We start from the raw sequence: 21572 nt of genomic DNA, 5'->3' as shown, positions 1-21572 counted from the left end.
CGCGAATGTCTCTTGAAAATTGCGCTCATCGACTAGCACTGCAAGACTTGCTCGCCACCTACGCGGCAGCCGTTGACGAACGCGACCGAGAGCGCTATTCCCACTGTTTTACCGACGATGTTGAAGTTGTAGGCTTTGGCGATCAAACCCATTTTGGACGCAGCAACTGGGTTGAATACGTTTGGACCGCATTGGGAAACTATGACTCGACGCAACACTTGCTGGGCTCGCAGCTGGCGACCATTGACGGGAAAAGAGCTTCCGCGCGCACCGATGTACAGGCGCTTCATGTGCTTGCAGGCAGTGAAGAGAAATTCACGCTCTGGGCAACTTACCTGAGTGACATGATACTCACCGAACATGGCTGGAAAATTTGTCGCCATGAACTGGTGGTGCGCGCGAGCCAAAGCCACTAAGTCACTTCCCTTTGAATTGAGGGGTTCGCCCTTCTTCGTAAGCTTTGATCGCCTCAGCGTGATCTTCGCTGGGGCGGGTAATCAACATATGTGAGGAAATCAGGTCCAGGTGAGTATTGAGATCCATCGAGTGACTTTGCTTTACTGCTCGCTTGACCAGCCCCATCGCCAACGGTGCGCGCTCAGTCAGCTTTTGTGCAAAATCCATGGTTTGTTGCATGAAGTCCTGATCGTCAAACACTTGATTGACCATGCCAATACGCATGGCCTCTTGAGCGTCGATGGGTTCGGCTGCATAAAACAGTTCCAACGCTTTCGCTTCTCCCACGATGCGCGGCAAGAAATAACTACCACCGTTGCCAGGCACTAACCCAAAGGCGGTGTAACTCACTCGAAACTTTGCGCTACGCGCCGCTAACCGGATATCGCACTGCAAACTTACATCGACACCTGCACCGGATGCCAGACCATTAACCGCAGCAATCACCGGCTTATCGATCTCTGCCAGCTTGCGCGGAATACGATGCAGACGGTCCCAGAATTGCTGTTTGATCTCCACCGGTGAAGGCGCGGTATGAGCTCCCAACTTACTGGTATCGCCGCCTCGACAAAAAGCTTCGCCCGCACCGGACACTACAATCACGGCCACGTCGTCACTGGTGCGACAGTGCTCAAGGGCATCAACCCAGAGAGGCAGCATTTCCTCATTAATCGCATTGAGGACGTCAGGTCGGTTCAAGGTGATGGTGGCAACCCGCTTGTCGACGGTCAGAGTAATCGGTGATGTCATGAGAATGTCTCTGCAGATAGGTATTTTTCAAGCGTCTGGTGAAAGTGTCGAATTCGCACTTCCTGATAATTGGCCAGTTGAACCTGACCATCGCGCAGCGAACTTAAACCACGCTGAACCATCGAAAGGTTGCTGAAATCCTGATCAAACACCCTGGCAAGCTCCGGGTCAATGCCCGCTGTCTCCGCCAGAGTTTGATCGGGGCCGACAAATTGCTCCGGAACATCACGCGGACGTTCCCCCTCAGGAAAACGCAGCAACAGCATAATTTCCATAGTGCACATATCATGCCGGTCCTCCCATGGCAGGAAGCGATACGTTACGTTAGGGCGAAAGCCCGCCCAAGGTGCAAAGTTAGGGAACACAGAATACAAAATCGCATCCAGCACTTCGCTGTATGTCGCTACTCCTGCTAGCTCGCGATCATACATCCGTGAAAAACGCGCAATGTTAAGCTCACCCAGGTATTCACGGGCGCTTACATTCTCTGCCAGCTCGGGCAGATCTTCACCCTCTCCGACACCATATACTCTCAGCCATTGATCTACCGCTTGCTGCTCTGAGTGACCGGGCAGGTGCGGACTGATCACGCCCATAGGGGTGATTGTTCTACTTACATAGTCATTGAAACAGTCGTACTGGGAATTCGCATCTCCAGTGTAGGGCAGCAACTGCGGATGTGTCGCCACCGTATGGTAGGACTCTATAAAGGCTTCATGTGCCACCTTCCAGTTGCAACGCAGCACTTTTTTAAGGTGCATCGCCTTGTAGGTATTCTCCGGTTCCCAGCGTTTAAAGTGATCAACCATTTCACCCAGATGATCTCTTAACGACGGGGCATCTGCTGATTGGTTCACGAATACCCAGCCTCCCCAGGTTTCAACGCGCAAGGAGGGCAAACCAAAGCTCTGCTGATCAATGTGGGGGAAGTCCCACTGACAAGGGGCACCGCGAAATTGCCCGTTCAGGTTCCAGGTGAAGCCATGATAAGGACATTTTAGTTCTCTGCTACTGCCACTGCCGGTTTTTAATTGTCGGCCTCTGTGCAAACAGGCGTTAGGGTAGGCACGCAGGCAACCTTGCTCAGTTCGCACCACCAGGACATTGATGTCGGCAATCTGGTGACTGTAAAAGTCCCCCGGTTCAGCCACTTCTGTTTCACGGCACACTGCCTGCCATACTCGAGGCCACAGACGCTGCTTTTCTAACTCATAGTAGTCACGACTAAGGTAGCACTCAACATCCAGCGGACTGCAACCAAGGTCAGTCAGGGAATTTAGCTTCAGGGACTCCGGCACAGCAAGGGGCTCGTTGTGTAACAGGTCCTGGTAGGTAGGAATATTTGATCCTTTCTTCAGCACAAGTCTATTTCCGTTTTCAGCGCGTCCGGTGATAATAGATGATCAGCAAAGCCACAAGTAGGTAGTGCATGTACTCTAAGCCCAAAACCATAATGATCACGGGTGCATCCAGCGGCATTGGCGAAGCGCTGGCTCTGCACTATGCCGCTGACGACATCGTCTTGTGCCTCACCGGACGCGACCCTCTCAGGCTTGAAACGGTCGCTGAAAGTTGCCGCGCGAAAGGTGCACTGGTTGATACCTGGGCCGGCGATGTCTGCAACAGCGCAGGTATCAAAAGCTGGATTGCAGATTGTGATCAAACCCATACCCTCAACCTGGTCATCGCCAACGCGGGTGTCGCCCTGGGCTCAGCGACAGTCGAGGGCCTGCAAGAGGCGGCGACAAACTCGTTCAACATCAATGTCAACGGCGTTTTCAATACAGTACACCCTGCCCTGGAGTTCATGTCCAAAAGACGCCCTTACCCTGTCGCCAACGCCCAAGTTGCACTAATGAGCTCAGTGATGGGTTACGCTGGCATGGCTCGTTCGCCCGCTTACTCTTCCTCAAAGGCCGCGATTAAACACTACGGCGAAGCACTTCGAGGCGCCTTTAGTGGGATGGGTATTGGCGTATCAGTGATTTGCCCTGGTTACGTAGGCACCGCACTGACCGCAAAAAACCGCGCCCCCATGCCTTTCCTGATACCTGCAGACAAAGCTGCCGAAATCATAGCCAGAGGCTTGGCGCGTAATAAAGCGCGCATCACATTCCCCTGGCAAATGGTCTTCATCACCCGTCTGTTAATGAATCTTCCCGCGTTTATAGTTGATCGAATCAACAAACCCTGGGGCGTTGTCCGGCTGGAGGACAACCCCTAGGCAGGTCGCCAGGTACCGTGAAAACTCACCGGCACACGATGTGAAACCCAGGCCTTGGCAATAGGCCCTGCGCTAATATTCAGCGAATCAAAAATACACAGCGCACTGGTATTAGTGGGTATGTCATAAACGGTGCTAAGCACCCACCCAACGCCTTCGGGTGCATCTGCACTGCGAGGCACGAACATCGGCTCGGCGACATAGCCGGCGTCGAAAGCGTAACTATCGGCTGTATGGCTTTTAACATCGAAGCGCACAATTGCGTTGTATACCACATCACTGTCAGGAATCTGGGCAGGTATGGATCGATCAGAAGAGGTATACCAGGTGTGTTGATATTCGCGCATCGCAAAGCGCGGATCGATTACCGGGAACTCTGCACCGTGATCTGCCAGATAATCCATTTTCACACGTGGATTTGACGCATTCATATCGATTGTCCAGCGCGCTAATGACGGATGAACATTCGCTGGTGTAGGCGTGCCATCAACCATGGGAAACAGGGGCGGTGAATCGAAGTGACAGGCCTCAACGGTAATCACTCCTTCAACATCGCTGCCATTGGCAAAGTGAAAGACGTAACAGGCATCACCCTCTATCCACCGAATATCATCGGGAGTACCCGACCGGGGCATAACGCCCACCAGGGTAGGTTTGTCCGGCTCCCAGGCAAAGGGTGGCTTGCCTTCCATGGCTCGTCCTAAATCACCGGTGATAGGCATCACCGGAAACAACACATAGTTTTCTGTCACCACCATGTCATGGACCATCGCGGAGTATGGTGCCTGAAAATGATGCGACTCTTGCATATGGCCCGCCGCATTGACCTGGTAATAGCCCATGTCGGGGGTAAATGGACCCGCCGTCATATACGCGTGAAAATGCATATCTGCGTTAACCGGATCAATTTTAGGGTGGGCTGACATAGTAGTATTTAACTTGCCGTAAAAGCGCCACGCACCCTGCGACTCCAAGGTATCGGCATCCATTTCAAAGGGCAGATGCCCCTCTTCCAACAGCAACAAACGATCGCCGTGGAAGACCACGGAGGTATTGGCCACCCCCTCTTTGTCATTCAACACGAAGTCCAGGTAACGGGGGTCTGTTTCCAGCGGGTTTATACCACTGAACAAAGACATTCCCTCGCGCCGCTCGATTTTGAAACGCTCAGTTTGCGCCCAGCGGTTCTGGTAACTGACCCTCCCGTCCTCAAAGTTAAACGCATGAATCATGCCGTCGCCGGTGAACAAGTGATACTCGTTCTCTGGAGGAAATTGCGGATTCGGCCCATTGCGATAGAAAGTACCGTTCAACTCACGCGGTATCTCACCCTCAACCACCAGGTTTTGCGCCATGCATTCAGCTGTGAGCGGCTCGTAATATCCACGCAGAAAAGCATTGTTTGGCCACTGCTTCATTGGCGAATCCTTTTATAATTTGCTTAGTCCGCAGGTCGCCAGGTTCCATGGAAGCCGGGGGGCACACGATGCGATAACTGAGCTCGGGCCACTGGGCCCGCTGTAATATCCAGGGCGTTAAAAATGAGCAAACTGCTCAATCGAGTTTCGAGATCGATGATCACCGCCAATAGATATCCGTCGCCTTCCGGGGCGTCATCAGAGCGCGGTACGAACAATGCTTCGGACACCATGCTCTGGCCACAAGAGTACGTCTCGGTGGTATTGCTCTCGTGATCCCAGTAACCAATAGTGTTGTAAAGATTCTCATTAACCTCCAGTGAACTTTTTATTGTGCCGTCGGTTGTGGTGTACCACCCATGCCTGTAGGCCTGACCAGCATACCGCATATCGATCTGCGGAAACTCCAGTTCAAAGGTATCCAGCGCTGTCGATTCTACCCTGGCTTCAGGGTTATTCATGTCGATAGTCCATCGGCACAATTGGCTGCGCGTTTCACCGGTGGCTTCACCCTCAGCCGTGGGGAAGAGTGGCGCCTGGGTAAATTGCGCGGCATCCACGTTAATAACGCCATCCTGATCAAAGGCATTCATAAAATGAAATGCAAAACAGGTATCCATCTCCAGCCAGCGAATATTATCTGCGTTTTCTGCACCACGCGGCAGCACAGCAATGTGCACACCTTTGCTCGGCTCCCATGCAAAGGGAGGACCACCCTCCATTGCTCGCTCCAAACTGCCGGTAATCGGAAAAATAGGTACCACGATGTAATTTTCAGTAATGACGAAGTCGTGCACCATCGCCGAATAGGGCGTGGGGATATGAATACTCTGGGTCAGCAAGCCTTCGGCATTGACCTTGTGAACCATGACATCTTCAGAAAAAGGCCCGGTCGCCATGTAGGCAAAGAACACCATTTCTCCGGTTTTTTCATCAATCTTGGGGTGAGCCGTCATAGCGGTATGCAACTTGCCCCGGAACGTCCAACTGCCGATAGAGTCCAGAGTAATCGGGTCAATTTCATAAGGCCGGTGGCCCTCTTCCATGACCAGTAAGCGTCCGCCGTGCCAAACCGCCGCAGTATTTGCCAAACCTTCTTTGTCAGCCAGGGTAAATTCCGCGTAGTCCGGATCGCAGTCGAACGGGTTCATTGCGTTAATAACTGCCCTGCCCTCCATGTCCTCGATATTGAACTTGGCGGTTCGCACCCAGCGGTTGACGTAGTCGACCTGACCATTGCCGATATGGAACGCATGCACCATACCGTCGCCTGCGAACAGGTGATACTCACCTCGCGGCTTGAAGCGCTGATTAGGACCGGCGCGATAGAGCGTGCCATTGAGGTCCGCCGGTACTTCTCCCTCGATAACCAGGTCCTGAGCTTCGCACTCCATCTGAATGGGTCCCCAGGGAAAATTGAGGAATTGGTTATCCACTGGCATTGCTTGAGCCATAGCTGTTCTCGCTTTGTGAGTTCTTGTGTAAGTGAACAAACATACCCTTGAGATTAAAATCAGTCAATTCTGTTTGTTTTTAAAAAAGGCATTTGTTAAGGTCTATTGCATACAAAAAAATACATTTTTTTATTCCTTGGACACCAACATGAAAAAGATGATTACCGCCCTTGGGGCGGCAATTCTCGTCCAGTTGGCCAGCCCCTCAGTTCAGGCCCAGGAAGGACAGCTGGTGCTGGAAGAAATACTGGTGACCGCCAGTCGCCGAGTTGAAAGCCTGCAAGAAGTGGCCATGTCTGTGTCCGCTTTTTCCAGCGATTTTTTTCAAAACGCTGGCGTCAACGACCTCGCTGGGTTGGAGCAGTACACACCTAACCTCAAGATTACCCCGGGCGGCACAGACTCTAACGGCACCTCAATCCGCATTCGGGGAATCGGCTCTGTAGGGAGCAACTCCGGCATCGATCCCAGCGTGGGCGTATTCATCGACGGCATTTACCAGGGTCGTGCCGGCATGAGCATTAGCGACCTGGTCGACATACAGCGTGTCGAAGTACTTCGCGGCCCCCAGGGCACCCTCTACGGCAAGAATACAGCCGCCGGGGCGATTAGTGTGATTAGCAAGCTGCCCACCGATCAATTTGAGGCGTTTGCAGAGCTTTCTTACGACAGCAATGAAAAAGGTGAATTGCGCGGCATGGTGAACGTGCCGCTGGGCGATAGCCCCCATGCAATGAGATTGTCTGCGTTTAAAGTGGATGGTGATCATCTCTACAAAAACACCTTTAACGGCGAGGGTGTTAATGACAGCAACAAATGGGGAGGCCGAGGTCGATTGCTGTTCGATTTTGAGGGTGATGGCAGCAGTGATGATTTTGGACAGTTCATCCTGACTCTCGACTATACCAACGAAGACACTGATTGTTGCGCACTGACGTCCATCGACTACGATGGCCTGTCCACACTAAACGCGCCAATTACCAATTCACCTTCTGAAGAATTGCAGGCAGCGCTGGGAATTAATGCCCTTGGCAGGCCTGTACTGGAATATAACTCCCTTCAGGATGCCACAGGTACTTCACCCCCGGAAAATGACCCATTCAGTGACGATTACTGGTTTGATGCACCTATTTATAATGTCGTGAAAATCGGCGGCTCCGCATTGGAATGGAACCGCAATCTGGAGAGCGGCAGCAGCGTAACCTTTATCAACGCCTGGCGCTTTTACCAGTCTGACAGCGCTTTTGACGGTGATTTCACTGCCTACGACGCGGTGCGCGCCTCTACCGACATCGATCTGGATCAATACTCCTCAGAGTTGCGACTGACCTCCGCCGGAGGTGAAACATTCGACTATCAGGGCGGCCTTTATGCCTATTACTCTGACATGGATTCCGTCGGTGAGTTTGAGCAGCGCGAAGACCTGGTGGACAATGTCATTATCATTCCGGGCACCGACATCCGCATGGGCATATTTTTCCCTGACGGGTCCCTGAACACTGATACCAACAAATACGAAACGACCAGTTACGCCGCCTTTGGCCAGCTCGTCTGGAACATGACAGACGACTTCAGCGCCACCCTGGGGCTGCGCTACACCTACGAGAAAAAAGAAAGAGAAGGCAGCCAGGTGACAAATCCCAGCTTCGCACTGGATATACCACCGGTCGCTGGCCCCGACATCGAATACGATGACAAGCGCAGCGACTCCAACATATCCCCTTCGATTAACCTGCGTTATTTTTTCAACCCCGATGTGATGGGCTACGCATCGGTCAGCCGCGGTTTCAAATCCGGAGGCTACGATCAACGCCGTCTGGCACAGGGCCAAACAGGCGAATTCGACGAAGAAATTGCCACCAATTATGAACTTGGCTGGAAAACCTCGTGGAACAACCGCAGACTGCAGCTCAATGGCACGCTGTTCCTGGTCAATTACCAAGACTTTCAGTCACAGACCTTCGATGGTTCTTCAGTGCGAGTGACCAACGCTGGCGACATGCAAAGCTATGGCACCGAGCTTGAGCTCATATTTCTGCCCTGGGTCAATACCACGATCGGAACAGCAATCGGCTATAACAAGGCCGAATATGACTCCTTCGATTTAGGTCAGTGCACCATAGACCAGACCTTCTTTGAATATTACGTGGTGGATGGCGCGCAAAGCGGCTCTCCCGCCACCAGTTCGGTTTGCACACAAGACCTCGCCGGAGAAGCGCTGGACAATGCGCCGGAATGGAATATCAGCTCTTTCTTCCAGTACGATCATGAAATCGGCGAGCAACTGCTGGGCACGATGCGCCTGGAGCATAGCTACATCGATGAGTTTTATCTGGATCAGGATCTGGATGAAAACCTGAAAAACGATGCAGTCAATCTCATCAACCTGCGACTGACATTGAGCAACATAGCCCGCGATTGGGAAGTCGCTGTTTGGGGCCGCAACATGTTGGACGAAGAATATTATGCCTGGGGGTTGGATACTCCAACTATTGGCGGCTATAGCGGCGTCGTGGCCCCCGGTGCTTATTACGGCCTTACCCTGCGATATTTCCGCTAGCAGGCCTGTGGCAAGCTATAATTGAGTCAGTCAGTTTCTGGGCGCACCGTCGCGCAGTGGAGGATCACATGAATGACGAGCAGTTGATATCAACAGACCAGGGTACCGGCCGGGTTGCGCCGGCTCAACGCTCCGGCTTCTACTACAACTGGGGCCCCCAGGCGTGGATAGACATGTGGATGTCCAATTCCATGCTGGTAAAGAAAGCCATGCCCATCGTTAGTCACACTTTCGTGCCTATACTTCGGCTGTCCGGTGACAAAGAGCAGGTAGATAAAGACTACGATGCGATTAAAGCAAAGCGCGAAAAAGTGAAGCGCTTTGAAGCGCCTAGAGAAAAATGGCGCAAGCGCTATGGCAATTTTGTGCGCGAAGCCGAGTGGGCGCTGTTGGAGTTGCGCAAGTATTACAGCCAGAAACAGTATGAAGAGATCGTCATTGGCACGTCAGTAGCACTATCTCACGAAACCTCGGCTGACTTCCTGAACATGATGAATTCCATGTCAGATAAGAATAAGAACAAAAAAACACGTAAATCAAAAGATGGAGTGGCTCAAAAGCCTGGGCGCTGGAGCACCTTCATGTTTGAAACATTCAACCCCGCGCACTGGCTAACGGGTCCGGCAACAATTACTGAATTTGATCCTTCCAACGGGCTAACTGTAATGGAAATTCCAGACTGCGCCTGGCATCGTTGCGGTCGCGCGGAAGACCTTCCCAACCCCAATGCATTGCCCGAAGAAGGCTGCCTAAATATCTGTAAGGGCCCTTTCGAAGCTCTATTTAACGGTGAAGGTGGAGGCCTGAAGATGGAGTTTGACCCCCACCTGCCTGAAACTTCCTGTACGGTTAGAATGAGCTGGGCAACGGACTAGTGCCGTCTCTGCGTGAACTGCTGTCCCCCCGAGTGCGATTACTGGAACAGGAGCGACGCATTCGTCAACTAGAGCAAGACCTGCAACAAGTTGAAGCACAAAACACCAGCATGCGTGAAGGCATGCGTCGCTGTGTGAGTTGCGAGTACCGCCTGGATTTCAAAAATCGTCACCTCGCCGCACCCATCAAAATTGCCACTAATCGCTAATAAATAAGGAGTAATTATGTCCGTCGTTCTCGTCACCGGTGCCAGCACCGGTATAGGCCAAACCACTTCCCTGCACCTTGCCAGCAAGGGATACAAGGTCTTTGCCGGCGTGCGCAGCCCGGATACAGCCCATGAGCTAAAGGAAAGAATCGCAACAGAGGGCGGTTCGGTAGCATTGATCCAACTGGACGTAACGGACCAGGCCTCAGTAGACAGCGCCGTGCAGCAGATCATGGATGAGGAAGGCCGTATCGATGTGCTGGTCAATAACGCCGGTGTTGGCGGTGGACGTGCGGTTGAAGAAACCCCGTTAGAGGAAGTGCGGGGCGTGTTTGAGACTAACTACTTTGGCATCTCCAGGATGCTCCTGGCGATCACCCCTATCATGCGCAAGCAACGTGGGGGCCGTATCGTTAATATGAGTTCCCTGGCGGGCCGCATGGTGTTTGGCTGCCACGGTCATTACTCTGCAGCAAAGTGGGCGCTGGAGGGGTTGAGTGAGGCCCTGGCCATGGAGATGGCAGAGTTTAATGTACGGGTAGCCCTGATCGAACCCGGTTCTGTACCGACGCCGGCGTGGGAGAAAGGCACGCCACCTCCAGAAGACACCCACTATGGCAACAGCCTCACGCGACTTGCCACCTGGGCAACCTTTACCATGAAAAACCCAGCCTCCACCCAGGACGTTGCAGATGCTGTTAGTCACGCAATCGAATCGGATAAGCCTCATTTTCGGTATTTGGTGGGTCAGGATGCCGTCGAGGATGTGGCCGGCCGGCAAAGCGTATCAGACGATGAATGGATTGAAATGAACCGGCTTCAGGGGCAAGACTTCGCCCAACGCTGGAAAGAAGTGGTAGGCGTTGATTACTTCGGCGCTGACGATTAACACCGGCTGAGCACCTCATACGGATGACTGGACGTATTGGCAGGGCATAAAAACCGTCAGTCTGAGCGGGCCCACTCTCTCGCTTCTTCACTACTCACCCAGGCAATGGCGTTGGCCAGTAAGCGGCGAAAGTTTGGATCGGCATAGGTCTCCGGCCCGTCACCGCACTGCAGGTAAACGATCGGACTGTTGCCCTGGCGGCGTACCCAGGCACCCAAGTGAGTACCCTCACTGTGCTGCCAACCTTGTCGACTGTAGAGCCTGCCTTGCACCGCCTCCTGCGCTGAATAAAAGTTATCCTGATGGTATTCATAGTCGCTACTGAGCAATGCAATCACATCGTCGTCGAACGCATGCGCCAAATAAACCTCGTCCGTTAACGAAAACTGTTTCGGCAAACCGCGAGTGACTGGGTGGTCGGTCTCTACCGTCAGCGTATGTGACACCTCGTGTCGATAACCAGAATCAGGGCAGGGACTGCCGCGCACCAGCCCCGGTTTGTAAAGAAACTGTCCACCTACCAATTCAGCATACTCAGGCCAGGCAGGCCAGGCGGCCAGTGCATGGTGGAGAAATACAAATCCGTGTCCTTTCTCTACCAGATCAAGAAAATCCTGTTTGAACTTCGCCGGTGGCTCAATCAGCCTGGGCGCGAGTCCATCTGCCGGATCGGGACTTTGAAAATCCATTCCGGGCATATCGTAAAAAACAAAGGTGCGGAAGTCGGCAGCCAGTCCCGGTGAAAAAAAAGCCTGCGAGGCAGGGTACTCCACTGAACAATAGGACAGGTCAGAAAAACTATCGAACGCGGCGAAAAAAGCGTCGCGGTCAAAGGGATGGCCCTTGGTCATTACCAGTACGTCTGTACTGGATTGATAATCGATAAAAGACACTGCTCCGCTCCTGTTAAAGGTCTGAGTCGCGCGCGTCGAGGCTCACATTGATGCCGGTTGAGCGCTAAACTACATCGCGCTTGTCGAACGTAATATGTAATTCCTTGAGACCACGCAGTACTGTGTTGGGCCAATGCGTCAGGTCGTTCTTGCCTTCCACAAGACGAATGTTGGTTAGCCTCGCCAGAATGCGCTCAAAAGCAACCTGCATCTCCTTGCGGCCAAGAAAGGCACCGGGACAGAAATGAGTGCCATAGCCAAATGCGATATGGTCGTCGGCATTAGGCCGACACACGTCCAGACGCTCCGGGTCATCAAAAACCTTTTCATCACGATTAGCGGCAGCATAACGCAGCATCAACAAAGCGCCCTTGGGTATCGCCACGCCCTGCAATTCAACATCCTCGGTAACAACCCGCCACAAACCCGCCGAAGGTGATTCAAAGCGCAGTATTTCTTCCACTGCATTCGCAATCATACTCGGATCATCTAACAGCACCTGCAGTTGATCAGATAGCTGGATCAGAGAAAGCAAGCCTCCGGTTGTCGCCGACGTGGTAGTTTCGTTGCCCGCCACCAACAACTGCTCGATCATGCTAAGCAGTTCCTCATTCCTCATCAAGCGCTCCCCTTCCGGGGGTTTGATCATATTGTTGGCAAGATCTGAAATCATATCGTCTCTGGGATTGGCGCGCCGGTCATCAATAATATTGACCATGTAGTGCTGGTACTCGACGATCAACCTGGCGTTGTCGATCTCTTCTTCGGCCGTCATCATACCGCCCAAGCGCGAGGCAAAGGCGTCCGACCAGAGTTTGATCTGGCGAAGGTCCTTACGCGGGACACCCAATTGATCAGCAATCACATACACTGGCAGGGGCGTGGCGAAGTCACGAACGAACTCGCATTCGCCTTTGTCGATAAATTCATCAATCAATTCATCGACGACTTGCTCCATGTAGTCGCGCATACCCTCGACCCGTTTGGCGGAAAAAACCTTGTTGATCAGCGACCGATAAACCTTGTGCTGGGGTGGATCCAGGGTCAACAGCGTTGGCGGCTGTTCGTAACCACTCTCATAAATTGCCGCCGCTTCGGCTGAAGGTTCCGGTCCTTTCAGCAAGTCCTGAAAATCGTTAGAGAACGTCTTTGTATTTCGATTAACCTGACGAATATCGTCCCAACGAGAGAGCATATATATATTGGTATCAGGCAACTGATACACCGGGGCTTCGCGACGTATCGCCTCATAAAACTCAAACGGGGACTCGATGACTTCGGGCGTAAAAAAGTCGAAATCTGCAGGGCAATTGGCCACTATATTATCCTTGCTCCAGCTTTGGGGCGGCATTGATTTCATGGCGTTTGAAGACGGTAGAATACGACTCACATTATCGAATAGAAAATAAACAGTCAAATCTGATTGTTTTTTCCAGAGAGCTTTGCTACTTTGCCAACAGACATTAATCCAACAACCAAACTGGCGCTCGCACTGCCCTCTGCGAAGGCAAGCTGTAGCCTGATTTGCTAAACTCAAGCCCTATTCCCAGGAGAAAATTATGGATCTCGGACTCGCCGGAAAAAATGCTGTTATTACAGGTTCAACTCGCGGTATTGGCCGCGCTATTGCCAATCTACTGGCCGACGAGGGGACCAATCTCGCTATCTGCTCTCGCAACCAAGAGGAAGTCGATAGCGCTGTGGCTGAATTGAGTGCCAAGGGCGTGAAAGTCACTGGTGCCGTCGTCGATGTAGCCGACAAAGCGAGCTACCAGGCATGGATTGCCAGTGTTGGTGAAGAACTGGGCGGAATCGATATTTTCGTGCCCAACGTCAGCGCCGGGGGCGGTAACATGAGTGAGGAAGGCTGGGAAGCGAACTTCAACATAGACCTACTGGGAACTACGCGGGGCGTAGAAGCAGCAATGCCCTTTCTGGAAAAGTCATCCGCGGCCTCTATTGTAGTCATATCTTCAACCGCAGGTGTAGAGACCTTCATGGGTCCCCAGCCCTATAACGCCATCAAAGGTGCATTGGTGATTCATGCCAAACAGCTTAGCCAGGCCCTTGCTCCTGCGGGCATCCGAGTCAACTGCGTATCCCCCGGCCCCATCTTCATCGAAGGCGGCGCTTGGGAATTCATCAAAGAAAACATGACCGACTTGTACGACGCCACACTGGCTGACATACCATCGGGCCGGTTCGGCAGCGCCGAGGAAATTGCTAACACCGTAGCCTTTATTGCCAGCCCGGCAGCGAGCCTGATCACCGGCGTAAACCTGGTCGCTGACGGCGGCTTCACCAAGCGCGTTCAATTGTAGGGAGTGCGTCAGGCTAATTCACCATGGATCTAAAATTTTCAGAAGATGACCTGCAGTTCCAGCAGGAAGTACAGCAGTTCCTCGCGGAGAATCTTAGCGCAGATATTGTTGAGACAACCTCTCAAAATGCCAGTGTGTTCGTTGAAAAAGAACTGGCACTGAAATGGCAATCAATTCTGGTCGCTAAAGGCTGGGCGGTACCCAGTTGGCCCCGCGAGCATGGCGGCACGGAGTGGTCCCCTACCCAGAAGTACATTTTCAGCCGAGAATGCTATCTCGCTGGCGCACCGATGCTGATTCCGCTGGGCTTGCTAATGCTCGCCCCGGTGCTTATGGCCTTTGGTAATGAAGAGCAGAAAGCCGAGTACCTGCCAAAAATTCTGTCCGGAGAGCAGTACTGGTGTCAGGGTTATAGCGAACCAGGCTCAGGGTCTGACCTTGCGAGCTTGAAGCTCAGGGCTGATGCTGACGGTGACGATTACATCGTCAACGGATCCAAGATCTGGACCACCCACGCCCATATGGCGGATCACATTTTCTGCCTGGTGCGGACAGACAACAGTGGCAGGCCACAGCAAGGCATCAGCTTCCTGCTCATTGACATGGATAGCCCGGGCGTCAGCGTAGAACCTATCATTACCATGGCGGGTGATCATGAGGTCAACCAGGTGTTCTTTGAAAACGTAAGAGTGCCTCAGGCAAATCGCATTGGCGAAGAAAATAAAGGCTGGACCTATGCCAAGTACCTGCTTGAATTTGAGCGCGGAGGCGGTTTCTCCGGCCCGCTGATCTCGCACGAGTTAGCACGCTTGCAACGGCTTTACCGCGACACCTGCGAAAGTGTCGAAAACTTCGATCCACGTGGAGACTTCCAGCGCAAGGTCGCACGCCTGGAAATCGACCACAAAGCGCTTGAAATTACCGAGATGCGAATTCTTTCTTCCGTGAGTGGGGGCGGCACACCCGGCCCGGAGTCATCTATTCTCAAGCTCAACACCACACGTCTGGAGCAAGAAATAAACCAGCTTTCTCTGGATATCCTGGGCTATCGTGCACTGGATATGGATCCGGTAGAGGGAGGCAGCCCCTACCGCCCCGATCCGGTGTCTGCAGTACTACCGCGTTATCTCAACAATCGTGCCGCCTCGATTTTTGGCGGCTCTCAGGAGGTACAACGCAACATCATCGCCAAGATGGTGCTCGGCCTGTAGCACAGCCCTCAACAAGGAGTCGGATTGATGCAGAGAGACCAGCAAATTGCAGAAGTAAAGACTCTCTTGAATCTGGTGGCCAACAACACCACTGCGCTCGCCAACAGCGTAATGAAAATCGATGTAGGCGAGTACACTGACCCAGACCTCTTCGCTCGAGAAAAAACCGAGCTATTTCGCAACTATCCCCAGTTTGTCGGTCCCAGTTGCCTGCTTCCCGAAGCGGGTGACTACTTCGCCTTCGACGATACTGGCATTCCTATCCTTATCGTACGAACGGTCGAGGGAACGCTAAACGCCTTCGTCAATATCTGTTCTCATCGAGGTGCACCGCTGAACGAATGTCAACATGGCAAAGCCAAAATGGAGCGGATGTTCTCCTGCCCTTACCACGGATGGAGTTACGACCTTGATGGAAAGCTGATCGGCGTTCCCTTCGGCAAAGAGGGCTTTACCGATATCGACCGAGAGCAACTGGGGTTGCGGCCGTTGCAGGTGGAGGAAAAAAACGGCTTTATTTTTGTGATGCCCAATCCTGATCTCACGTTTGATATTGATGACGTACTGGCAGGACTAGATACACACTTGTCAGGTTTCGGACTCAGTGATCATTACTACCTCGGCGCGGCACAGGTCCATACAGATTTCAGTTGGAAACTTAACATGGATACTTTCCATGAGTTTTACCACTTTGAAAGTCTGCACAGCGATTCCATTGCCCAGATGGCTTATAACAACCTTGGCACTTATCACCAATTTGGTCGCAATCACGCAATGGGCTCTGCCAGTCTTGAAATTACAGAACTCAACGGCATTCCCGAGGACCAATGGAATCCACGCAAATACACTTCTCACGTCAATTACATTTTTCCTAACACTGTGATTTTTGTGGTGGAGGATCACTTTCAGACCTGGCGCGTATATCCTATTAGTCCCGATCGTTCAGTGATTTATCACAGCATGTTCCTGCCCGAACCACCAGCCAATGACGAACAGCGCGAGGAATACGAGGCATACTTTAAAATGATCAGGGATGTTGCTGTTACAGAGGACTATGCGCTGGTCGACAAGATTAATCGTGGACTCAGTAGCGGTATCAAGCGCGAAGTGCTGGTGGGGCGTAACGAGCCGGGTGTGCAAAACATGCATAGACAGTTGCACGAGATACTGGGAGTCAAGCCCGCCTGATCAGTCGTCGGCGCACCAGGCATCGACCCAATCATGAAAATGTTGAACGCGAACTTCGTCGGCATTGAGAACAGCCCTGTCGAAGCCCCTGGAGCGCATTCCCGCCTGCATATCAGGCAGATACTCAATATCCTGATCAATCGTTATAGTCAGCGAGTGCTTGCCCGCTAGCACGTCATCGCGAGTGAATGATTCATGCTCTGGCCTTTCTGCGTCGCGCGAAACACACAAAGCCGGGTGCAGTGAAAGACCCTTCGCTTCGTCACAGCCTGTCTCAGCCGGAATCTGTAGGGTGAATTTATCCAGGAAACACTTTTCGTGATCGGTGGGGTGAGGCCGGGGACCGAAAATCCACAGTTCCTCAGGATTGATAGTCATAAACGTATTCGGAAATATGTCGTACTGCCAGACATCCGAAAGCTGCGCGTCGCTCAGCGGCGAATAATCGTGTCCCAGCAAGTCGCCCACTTCTCTTTTTCGCTGCTGCACTGCAGCGCGAATCTCGGGCACGCGCCCCGAAAACGCCGCGGGATCAAGCCCCAGTGACTCGAGAAAAGGACGCAGCGGTTCAGGCACCTCCTCCGGCACACGATAGCGAGAGTTAGTGACAAAGCCCTCAACGACTGTGGCAGAGTGCCCCATAGGCCACAAGGTGTTGATGGAATTGCAGCAGTCCACAAATCCAGCGTGTTGCGGGTGAATAAAATCAACATGGTATTGCTCGAGAAAGTTGTCGCGCACCGTCTTCCAGTTAGCGTCCAAGGCTACAGTCTGGTGCTTCGCCAAGAGCATATTTTCGAACCGGTAGGGTTCGAGCCTGGATACTATTGGCCCAAGGTAGTCAGCCAGAGGCTCAGCCCCGGGGTCGAAGTTAAGCCACACCAGGCCAGCCCAAACTTCTACTCGTACCGTTTTCAGGGAGCGTTCCTGCGCTGTTATCGCAGGGCAGAACCTGTCTGCGTCTGGCACCTCCGCCAGTGAGCCGTCCAAATGATAGCGCCAACCATGATAAGGACAGGCTACCTGTTTTACCCAGCCGGGACTGCCACTGAATATGCGGTTTCCACGGTGCTGGCACACATTGTAGAAGGCACCGACATTGCCGTCTTCATCGCGCAGCACCACCACCGACTCGGGTCCCAGTTCATACAGGAAATAGTCACCTGCGCCGGGAATATCAGAGACCAGACCCGCAAACAGCCAGCAACGACTCCAGATTTTTTCCCACTCTCGCTCCCGCACCGTGGGGTTGGTATAGCGCGTTTTGTCCAGCACAGCCCGCTCCGCGGTACGCGCCTTAAGGCCGCCGGGGAAATCTTCTTCCTGTGTTATTTGTGGCATAGAGTAGTTTTTAAATAGCTAAAATCAGTCGGTCAATGCTACCAGAATAGCATCATCATCGACTGTCACGCTGTGACTGGCGATCGGAGTGATGGCCGGACGCGTAAGTGCACTACCGTCACGAACATCAAACGCAGCACCGTGTAACGGACAGAGAATTTTTTGCCCCTTGAGCTTGCCATCGCACAGGCGAGCATCCGCATGACTGCAAAGATTGTCCACCGCATAGACTCCCTCAGCAGTATGGCAGAGCAGCACTTCGCGTCCGTCAATTTCAACGCACAGGGTCTGACCCTGAGGCAGATCAGATAGGCTCGCTACCTGCAAAAATTCATTCACCCGCTTACTCCTGTAAAAATTCATCCAGTGTCATGTGAACTCGTCGAATACGTGACTCCTGATAATTGCCCAGCGTAATACCTGGCTTTCGACTGGTCTTAAAACCCTGCTGTTGCAGGTCGAGATTGCCGGTGTCCTCATCGTAGACCGGCGCCAGCCAGCTCAGTGCTTCCGATTCGGTGTAGGACTGTTCCACGCTCAACTTTTCCGGCTCCGGTGGCTCTGGATGCCCAACCCCTTCCGGCAAAGGTTCTAATATCATCAGGTCAAAGATACAGCTATCGACGTCATCGCCATTAGGGCGGAATCGATAAACCATGGGCACAGTAATACCGGGAAAGAAAAACATATTAGGGAACAGGTGATATTCGATGGAATCGAGCATCATGCAATCACTCACCGCAGATAAGTCGACTCCCAGTCCATTACCAATACGACGACGCAAGTCTTCGGCCGCAATGCTACGAGCAGTCTCGCCCGCTGGCACTTCATCATGGTCCAGGCCAAATATAGAGAGCATCTGCAGTAGCTCGTTTTCCGTCAATGGAGGGGCACGCCATTTATCGCCCGGGTAATCACTCAATGATTCGGGACTGTAATTGCCTATATTGTGAATAAAGCGACTGACGTACTTACCAAAGACATCGTATTGCGTGTTGGCACCATTGGGGGCGTTATGGGTTTCGAAGTTATGGTATGCCTCCATGAAGGCCTCCTGCGACGCTTTCCAGTTGGCTGGCAGGATCTTTTGAACATGTACCCGAATACGCCTTTGCTCGAGAGGAAAGTGTGAAAAGTGCTCAGGCATCACATCCATGTAGTCGGCCAGAGGCTTTGCGTTGGGATCCAGGTTGAAAAAAACAAACCCTCCCCATAGCTCGGTTTTGACCGGATGCAGGCCGTGTGTCTCGGCGCTGGCATGTGGGAAATCCCACTTGGCCGGCAGCGATTCCAATTCCCCTTTTATATTCCAGGTCCAGCCGTGAAAGGGGCAGGTTAATTGTGGCGAGTATCCCGCCCCTTCGCCACCCAGGAGCTTTGTTCCCCGGTGGGAACAACTATTGATAAACGCCTGAATGTTGTCCTCTTCACTGCGAATCACAATGATCGAATAGGGACCAATGTTATAGACATAGTTATCACCCACATCCTGCAGGTGCTCCTCACGACAGGCCCACTGCCAACTGCGCCCCCAAAGGCGCTCGGTTTCAAGATCGGCGAAGGCCCGGGAGGTATAGCGACTGCAGGGAATATCTTCATCCCCAAGAAATTCGAAACTCTGCTCCATCAACGGTGGGGGCACCTGCCTGGTATCGTCAGCCAGGGTAGAAGCCACCGTATGTCCCGGTGCGCGCGCAGAGCCAGGTGCTGCAGTTTTCTCTGTCATTTTACCTCGATCCCCCATTTAGTGACTGGACGCAGATGCACATCCAATAATACAATCAGGATTGACTGTTTTTTAGTATGTGCTTTCTTAGGTCTTTATTGCAAGTCACACAACCACATTCCAAGGACAAAGTAATGATGGACATGGGTATACCACTTGAAACTGAAGATATGGCCGACAAGCTGGCAATTATCGAAGTGCTGCAGCTGCATTCCCGCGGCCTGGACCGCCTGGATAGCACCCTGCTACAGCACTGCTATTGGCCAGAGGCGGAAGTAGACTACGGAAGTTACAAGGGACCCGCCCAAGCCTTCGCGAAGCTGGTGGTAGAGGCCCTGGGTGGTGCCTACGAACTCACCCGGCATTCTCTTGGCAATACACTGGTATCGCTGGAGGGTTCGAGTGCCCGCTGCGAGAGCTACGTCAATGCCGATCATCTGCTACCCGGCGGTGGCCAGGAGATGTGCTTCGCCGGTCGCTACCTGGACTTACTGGAAAAACGCCAGGGACAGTGGCGAATGCTGCATCGCCAGGTCGTCATGGATTGGAGCCGCACCCGGGAAGTTGAGGATGAGCGCGATAGCGACGCATTTTTACAACTGGCCAAGGGCAGCCACGGCGATCAAGACCCCCTTCACGAATTCCTGAATGCGGGAGGACATGCATAATGGACCAACGTTTAGAAACCTACCTGGCAAAACAAGACATCTACGAACTGTGCTGCCGGTATATGCGCGGCCTGGACAGATTGGACGCATCTCTAATGCTGGATCAGTTCTGGGAGGATGGTTGGTGCGAATTCGGAATTCACAACAGTGATCCCGCGGCGTTTATTGAGTTTGCGATGTCTGCCCTGCAGGGACACGCGGCAAACCAGCACCTGATCGGCAATTCCCTGATTGATATAGAAGGCGATGAGGCCTTCGGTGAGATCTATTTTCAGGCCTATCACAAGGTACCTACCGATGACGGTCATGAAGACCTGATCATCTCCGGTCGTTACCTGGATCGCTACGAAAAGCGCGAGGGCATCTGGAAATTTGCCTATCGCAGCGAACTGGTGGACTGGAGCCGCACCAGCCCCACCAACGACCTTTACTTTGAACTAGCCCCCGATGGACTGCGTGGCGCCCGCAGTGACGATGCGGTTTATCTTCGTGACAATCGGCGCAGGCCCTGAGCCCTAAGCGTCCAACTCCCTCTGACCCGCATGCTTAAGAATCTTGGCTTCCTCAGCGAAAAAGGACGGCGGCGTATTGCCGGCGGTTGTCAGACCTGCATCGACGGTCAAGGTATGACCAGTGACATAGCGTGCCTCGTTGCTCAACAGATAGAGGATGGCAGCGGCGATATCTTCAGGCATGCAGGCAATACCCAGTGGCGACCCAGCGGCAATAGCTTGCGTCATGGCTTCGGCGCCGCCTTCAACCAGCGCATTGGTCATCGGCGTCACCGTACCTCCGGGCGCAACCGCGTTGACTCTAATTCCATAGCTGGAAAGTTCACTAGCAGCCGATTTAGTCAACCCGACCACACCGTGCTTGGCCATAGAATAAACATGGGGACCCTGCCCTCCCAGAATTCCCGCGGTGCTGGCAAGAGAAACAATTGCGCCACCGTGCTCCTTCATGGCGCGCGCAGCGTGCTTAATCCCCAGGTAAACACCACGGGAAAGAATGGCCATCGTTTTATCGTAAGCCTCCGCCGTGGTGTCCATAATAGAACCAACTGCGCCGACGATACCGGCGTTGTTTACCATGCCGGTGATAGAACCGAAGGTGGTGCAACCGGCCGCTATCGCCGCCTCAATGTCCTCTTCACGAGTGACATCAGTGCGCTGAAAAATCGCAGCATTGCCCAGCTCTGCCGCCAATGCAGCACCCAGTTCTTCCTGAAGGTCTGCAATCACTACGTTTCCACCCTCGGCCACGATAGCGCGCACAGTAGCCTCGCCAATGCCACTGGCTCCGCCGGTCACCACTACTGTATGGTCAATAAATCTGTCTCTGGTCACGCTGTCTCCTCATATTTTTTCAGGTCAGGGGCGAGCCTGCATG

Annotated in this window: 21 protein-coding genes; 11 read left to right on the top strand and 10 right to left on the bottom strand. The window is 53.0% G+C overall.

All coding sequences use genetic code 11. The features are described from left to right. The first annotated feature begins 5 nt into the window (after positions 1–5). A complete protein-coding gene (locus tag EYC87_RS02130; RefSeq protein ID WP_007227450.1) occupies positions 6–416 on the top strand; it encodes a nuclear transport factor 2 family protein in 411 nt (136 codons plus the stop codon). 1 nt (position 417) lies between these two features. On the opposite strand, the gene EYC87_RS02125 is transcribed toward EYC87_RS02130, so the two are convergent. Beyond that, positions 418–1206, bottom strand: coding sequence for an enoyl-CoA hydratase/isomerase family protein (locus EYC87_RS02125; RefSeq protein ID WP_279251405.1), 789 nt, complete (start codon positions 1204–1206; stop codon positions 418–420). Beyond that, positions 1203–2567: an aromatic ring-hydroxylating oxygenase subunit alpha gene (locus tag EYC87_RS02120; RefSeq protein WP_279251404.1), complete on the bottom strand. Its 1365-nt coding sequence runs from the start codon at positions 2565–2567 to the stop codon at positions 1203–1205. The genes EYC87_RS02125 and EYC87_RS02120 overlap by 4 nt, the downstream gene beginning before the upstream one ends. Before the next feature lie 68 nt (positions 2568–2635). Here EYC87_RS02120 and EYC87_RS02115 point away from each other — a divergent pair, with 68 nt between their 5' ends. Then, a complete protein-coding gene (locus tag EYC87_RS02115) occupies positions 2636–3430 on the top strand; it encodes an SDR family NAD(P)-dependent oxidoreductase (protein WP_279251403.1) in 795 nt (264 codons plus the stop codon). Here EYC87_RS02115 and EYC87_RS02110 read toward each other — a convergent pair. Next, the gene (locus tag EYC87_RS02110; RefSeq protein WP_279251402.1) at positions 3427–4848 is read right to left on the bottom strand and encodes a carotenoid oxygenase family protein; all 1422 of its coding nucleotides are present in this window, start codon (positions 4846–4848) and stop codon (positions 3427–3429) included. The two genes, EYC87_RS02115 and EYC87_RS02110, sit on opposite strands and share 4 nt — an antisense overlap. A gap of 23 nt (positions 4849–4871) precedes the next feature. Continuing rightward, positions 4872–6302: a carotenoid oxygenase family protein gene (locus EYC87_RS02105; RefSeq protein ID WP_279251401.1), complete on the bottom strand. Its 1431-nt coding sequence runs from the start codon at positions 6300–6302 to the stop codon at positions 4872–4874. Between the two features lie 148 nt (positions 6303–6450). Between EYC87_RS02105 and EYC87_RS02100 the strand changes: the two genes are divergently transcribed. The 4 genes from EYC87_RS02100 (at position 6451) to EYC87_RS02085 (ending at position 10835) form a co-directional block, all read left to right on the top strand. Then, the gene (locus EYC87_RS02100; RefSeq protein WP_279251400.1) at positions 6451–8862 is read left to right on the top strand and encodes a TonB-dependent receptor; all 2412 of its coding nucleotides are present in this window, start codon (positions 6451–6453) and stop codon (positions 8860–8862) included. Between the two features lie 68 nt (positions 8863–8930). After that, a complete protein-coding gene (locus tag EYC87_RS02095) occupies positions 8931–9737 on the top strand; it encodes a hypothetical protein (RefSeq protein WP_279251399.1) in 807 nt (268 codons plus the stop codon). Beyond that, entirely contained in the window at positions 9737–9946 is a 210-nt protein-coding gene (locus tag EYC87_RS02090; protein WP_279251398.1) for a hypothetical protein, read from the top strand. Before EYC87_RS02095 ends, EYC87_RS02090 begins: the two co-directional genes overlap by 1 nt. Before the next feature lie 16 nt (positions 9947–9962). Next, positions 9963–10835, top strand: a complete 873-nt coding sequence (locus tag EYC87_RS02085; RefSeq protein ID WP_279251397.1) for an SDR family oxidoreductase — start codon at positions 9963–9965, stop codon at positions 10833–10835. A gap of 56 nt (positions 10836–10891) precedes the next feature. On the opposite strand, the gene EYC87_RS02080 is transcribed toward EYC87_RS02085, so the two are convergent. Continuing rightward, positions 10892–11728 (bottom strand): ThuA domain-containing protein, encoded by an 837-nt coding sequence (locus EYC87_RS02080; RefSeq protein WP_279251396.1) that lies wholly within the window; start codon positions 11726–11728, stop codon positions 10892–10894. Between the two features lie 64 nt (positions 11729–11792). Further along, positions 11793–13046, bottom strand: a complete 1254-nt coding sequence (locus EYC87_RS02075; RefSeq protein WP_279251395.1) for a cytochrome P450 — start codon at positions 13044–13046, stop codon at positions 11793–11795. A 241-nt stretch (positions 13047–13287) separates the two neighbouring features. Between EYC87_RS02075 and EYC87_RS02070 the strand changes: the two genes are divergently transcribed. Genes EYC87_RS02070 through EYC87_RS02060 form a run of 3 tightly spaced genes read left to right on the top strand, consistent with a single transcriptional unit; the run spans position 13288 to position 16448 of the window. Next, entirely contained in the window at positions 13288–14049 is a 762-nt protein-coding gene (locus tag EYC87_RS02070) for an SDR family NAD(P)-dependent oxidoreductase (RefSeq protein WP_007227235.1), read from the top strand. 23 nt (positions 14050–14072) lie between these two features. After that, positions 14073–15260 carry an acyl-CoA dehydrogenase family protein gene (locus EYC87_RS02065; RefSeq protein WP_007227592.1) on the top strand — a complete coding sequence of 396 codons (1188 nt, stop codon included), beginning with the start codon at positions 14073–14075 and terminating at the stop codon, positions 15258–15260. A 27-nt stretch (positions 15261–15287) separates the two neighbouring features. Further along, entirely contained in the window at positions 15288–16448 is a 1161-nt protein-coding gene (locus EYC87_RS02060) for an aromatic ring-hydroxylating oxygenase subunit alpha (protein WP_279251394.1), read from the top strand. Here EYC87_RS02060 and EYC87_RS02055 read toward each other — a convergent pair whose 3' ends face one another. Genes EYC87_RS02055 through EYC87_RS02045 form a run of 3 tightly spaced genes read right to left on the bottom strand, consistent with a single transcriptional unit; the run spans position 16449 to position 19515 of the window. After that, positions 16449–17789 carry an aromatic ring-hydroxylating oxygenase subunit alpha gene (locus tag EYC87_RS02055; RefSeq protein WP_279251393.1) on the bottom strand — a complete coding sequence of 447 codons (1341 nt, stop codon included), beginning with the start codon at positions 17787–17789 and terminating at the stop codon, positions 16449–16451. Positions 17790–17813: 24 nt separating this feature from the next. Continuing rightward, positions 17814–18128, bottom strand: coding sequence for a Rieske (2Fe-2S) protein (locus EYC87_RS02050; protein WP_007227536.1), 315 nt, complete (start codon positions 18126–18128; stop codon positions 17814–17816). Between the two features lie 4 nt (positions 18129–18132). Next, on the bottom strand, positions 18133–19515 hold the full coding sequence (locus EYC87_RS02045) for an aromatic ring-hydroxylating oxygenase subunit alpha (RefSeq protein ID WP_279251392.1): 1383 nt from the start codon (positions 19513–19515) through the stop codon (positions 18133–18135). 134 nt (positions 19516–19649) lie between these two features. On the opposite strand from EYC87_RS02045, the gene EYC87_RS02040 reads away from it, so the two are divergent. Continuing rightward, positions 19650–20183 (top strand): nuclear transport factor 2 family protein, encoded by a 534-nt coding sequence (locus EYC87_RS02040; RefSeq protein ID WP_279251391.1) that lies wholly within the window; start codon positions 19650–19652, stop codon positions 20181–20183. Further along, complete coding sequence (locus tag EYC87_RS02035) at positions 20183–20695, top strand: nuclear transport factor 2 family protein (protein WP_279251390.1); 513 nt, start codon at positions 20183–20185, stop codon at positions 20693–20695. The genes EYC87_RS02040 and EYC87_RS02035 overlap by 1 nt, the downstream gene beginning before the upstream one ends. Before the next feature lie 3 nt (positions 20696–20698). Here EYC87_RS02035 and EYC87_RS02030 read toward each other — a convergent pair whose 3' ends face one another. After that, the gene (locus EYC87_RS02030) at positions 20699–21529 is read right to left on the bottom strand and encodes a glucose 1-dehydrogenase (RefSeq protein WP_279251389.1); all 831 of its coding nucleotides are present in this window, start codon (positions 21527–21529) and stop codon (positions 20699–20701) included. Positions 21530–21572 lie beyond the last annotated feature (43 nt).

Source organism: Candidatus Seongchinamella marina, assembly GCF_026262685.1.
GTDB lineage: Bacteria > Pseudomonadota > Gammaproteobacteria > Pseudomonadales > Halieaceae > Halioglobus > Halioglobus marinus.
Note: the sequence above shows the minus strand (reverse complement) of the source record. Positions and strands in the feature narration are given on the sequence as shown.